This window comes from Corynebacterium lubricantis DSM 45231 (assembly GCF_000379425.1).
Classification (GTDB): domain Bacteria; phylum Actinomycetota; class Actinomycetes; order Mycobacteriales; family Mycobacteriaceae; genus Corynebacterium; species Corynebacterium lubricantis.
Map to the genome: position 1 here is coordinate 1 of NZ_KB902223.1, position 3327 is coordinate 3327.

Here is a 3327-nt window from a genome sequence, read left to right on the forward strand (position 1 = left end):
CGTGTGGGCAGATATGCGCAACCTTGTGGGTAAATATGCGCAGGCGTGTGGGCAGATATGCGCACGGTTTTTGGGTGGTGGGCTTTTTGTGGGTAAATATGCGCAGCCTGACCTGGCATTTTGCCCTATGTGTGCTTATGCGGACATTATAGGCGTTCTTCGTGTGGGTAAATATGCGCAAAGAGGGGGTTCGCTACTAGATGTAGTGCTTTCTGGGGCTGAATAGTCCGCTATGTATGCTTACTTTTTGTATGTGACACGTCACTAATGTGTTCTTCGGCGAGTCCTGCGTGCACCTTTTGGCGATCTTCCCGTCCACCGCTTGTCCGAGCTTTCCTGGCGATCTTCCCGCTGTGGGAAGTTGAGTGTGATGTTCGGCGTCTCTTTGCTCAATTTGGCGACAACTCGGCACCATTTCACGTCACCACATGGCGCTAAACCTGCTGGGTGATCCCGTTTTTCGTGATGGCGTTTGCTACAGATGTGGCTTTGTTGTTTTGTTGGCCTGGGGTTTTGGGCCTGGACGACTTGCCGCGGGTTCCTCGACAGCCTGCGGGTGTCGTGTGTAACAATAGGGGGAACATCTGTGTAATCACACTGGTGTCATCTCGACTTTTTCAAGGAGTTTGCCCCGCTTAGACGTAGTTTCTGCGTGTTGGTCCACGTCACGGCCACCCCAGTAATTTCATATCTGCGGAAGGGTTTTACCCACCCGCTATCGCTTGTGTAGCCTTCACCAGCTACCTAGGAACTTAACCACTCCGGCGACTAGTGGGCATGAGAAAACCCCCGGCTACCACACCGGGGGTCTTACAAAGTCTCAGGGGAGAAACAGCTACCAACTGATTTCTCAAAAATCCTTCCACCACAGAAGGGAACAGCATTGCATCACGCTGTCTCCCAGGTTAGTCGTACCCAGATACGTTTCGCAACACCAACGCGGGACGAACTCTCTCACACGGCCACGACCTGGGCTTTTTCATGTAAAAAAACGTCCACGACACAAGAAAATACCGCTAAAAATCTTGCCGATGCATCGGCAAAACTTGCTTACCGCGAAGTCATCTACGAAGACATTGCCAGCCGCATCGCCACAGAGAAGGGACAGACCACTCTCCTGCGGCGTGTATTCGGCGTTGACTCCTCCGGGAAAGCCGACGAGGACGTCGCCGCCGAGATGCTTGATGTCCTCGGCCGGGTCGATGATGCTCGCGCGCATGTTGTGGCCACGGTGGGACCCACCCTGCCCGAGGTTCCCAATGCCCGCAGCGTCTCACTGCCCGTGACAGTCAGTGTGGCCGAGCGTGCACAGTCTCGCTGGCAGTCGCGCACCTTGTGGGTTCGTGGTGCGCTCGCCACGCTCCAAACGTGCGGGCATAAGAAGCTGGAACGCGTCGGTAAGCAGCACTGGTCATTCATTGTGCGCGCGGCCGCGTCGTTTGCCGACGATGTGACAGGCCATAGCTGCACTGCGGCGAACCGCACCATTGGCAGGCGTGCGCAACAGCTCGCGCATGATGCGGAGAAAAAGGGCTACCGCACGAAAGGCCGGCGCACTGCTGCCCTGTCGGAAAAGTCCATGACCCGTGCCGTCTCGCATGTGATGGCTGCACTGGCTGATCTGGGCTGGGTGATTGTGCGCGCCACAGGCCGCCACCTCACCACAGCCGAACGTGTCGTGGCGTTTGCTAGGCACCGCACCCACCAGATCAAGGCCGGCTCGGTGCGCGATCTTGTCACGCCACGAGAATCCTTTGTTGTCGAAAAGCCCCGGGAAGCCAAGCCGGCCTGGGCCGTATCGAGCAACCCATTCATGCGCCATGGTCCACAGGCCACCGTAGGGGAAGGGACGTGGAAAGCACTGATAAACCAAGCAAAAGACACAATTGTGGACATGTGTTCAAACGGGTTACTGTCACCCCACCGGTGCGTAGCACCGCTATCTTCTCTACTTACTCTTTCTAAGTGGTTACTCAACGCGCATACGCGCGCGAGCAAGCCATCATCGAATGAGAAGAAGCAAAGAAAACCCGGCTTCCGCCGCGATCCGGCCTCACTCCAGGCGCAGAAAACCGCCGCTTCCCTCGCCGACAGGCTCCCCTGGCTGATCCGCAAACCCACTGGTGGGCGCTACCACCTGGGAGCGTTAGCGCATGTCATCGAGGACACGGGTTCGTCCCACCTGGCAGCTTCGGAGATTCAGGCAGGGATCGACGCTTTCCTCGCAGCCCGTGGTTGGGAGATTTACCCCACCGACATTCGCCGGCCTCTCGCCTGGCTACGCACCGTGCTTACCCGACACAACCAGGCCAATGCCATTTTTGTCGAGTCCATGGCAAAACATGCAGCAGCTCGTGACGAGAGCCGAAGATCGCGATCGAAAGGCGATTATGCCACCCAGCCGAAACTTACCTAAGGTTGCGCTACCGTACAATTTCTTCTTGCGAAAATGAAGCCCTCGCGGTCGTTCCTCTAACTTCAAGTCGAACCGGCAGGATTGTCTTTTCCGTAGGAGCGTCTGGGTTTTCAATTCTCTCCAGCAAACGGCGAGCTCCAAGCTCAGCCATCCGGTGACTATCTTGACTTATAGTTGTTAGATCAATCAATGGCCACCTTGATTGCTGTACGTTGTCATAACCTACAACCCAAACATCATCAGGGACAGTAAGACCAGCTTCTTTCACTGCATTTAAAACCCCAAATGCCATGTAGTCATTAGCACAGAAAAAGGCATCTGGAGCTCCGAAATGCTCTATGTATTCACTCGCCAATGAAAAAGATCTCTCGAAAGAAAAATCCCCGTTCAAAACAATTGGCGCAGGTTGACCTAAATCGTGTAATCCTTCTTGAAATCCGTGAAGTCTTTCACTTGAGGTGCTCGTATGGGACCCACCTTGAAGAAAAACTAGTCTCTGTTTCCCGTGTTGGTAAAAGTATTTGGCTACCAAAGACCCACCAGAATGGTTGTCACTAGTAATAGAATCAAATGATCCTGAAAGCGCGGTGCGGTTAAGGAGGACAATTGGCAACCCAGCCTCTAGCAACCCCCTCATTTCAGTTGATTTTTCATCCCATGCAGAAATAATCACACCATCGACGCTGCGTTCTTGAAGTGCCCTTATGGCGTCTTTTTCATGTGATGAAGAATTCCAAACGATAACTCGGGAACCCGCCTTTGCGAATTCTTCACTGAGCGTGTCAAAAATCTCTTGAAAAAAGGGGTTTACCAGCTCTGAAGCGTCCTGGTTTTCGTTCCGCTTATTGAACGCCCAACGGCTGGGCGTGTGATTGTTGATAGTAGGCGTCTTCCATCTCTTGTGGGGTGAT

At 54.0% G+C, this 3327-nt stretch carries 3 protein-coding genes; 2 read left to right on the top strand and 1 reads right to left on the bottom strand.

Annotated elements, in window-relative coordinates; all coding sequences use genetic code 11:
• Window positions 1-226 (top strand): hypothetical protein (locus A37O_RS16735; RefSeq protein WP_211208372.1); only part of this gene is annotated, 226 nt, incomplete at its 5' end.
• Between the two features lie 657 nt (window positions 227-883).
• Window positions 884-2416: a hypothetical protein gene (locus tag A37O_RS0110440; protein WP_018297448.1), complete on the top strand. Its 1533-nt coding sequence runs from the start codon at window positions 884-886 to the stop codon at window positions 2414-2416.
• A gap of 7 nt (window positions 2417-2423) precedes the next feature.
• Here A37O_RS0110440 and A37O_RS16270 read toward each other — a convergent pair.
• Window positions 2424-3327, bottom strand: a 904-nt coding sequence (locus A37O_RS16270) for a substrate-binding domain-containing protein (protein ID WP_156802575.1), incomplete at its 5' end; no start/stop codon positions are given.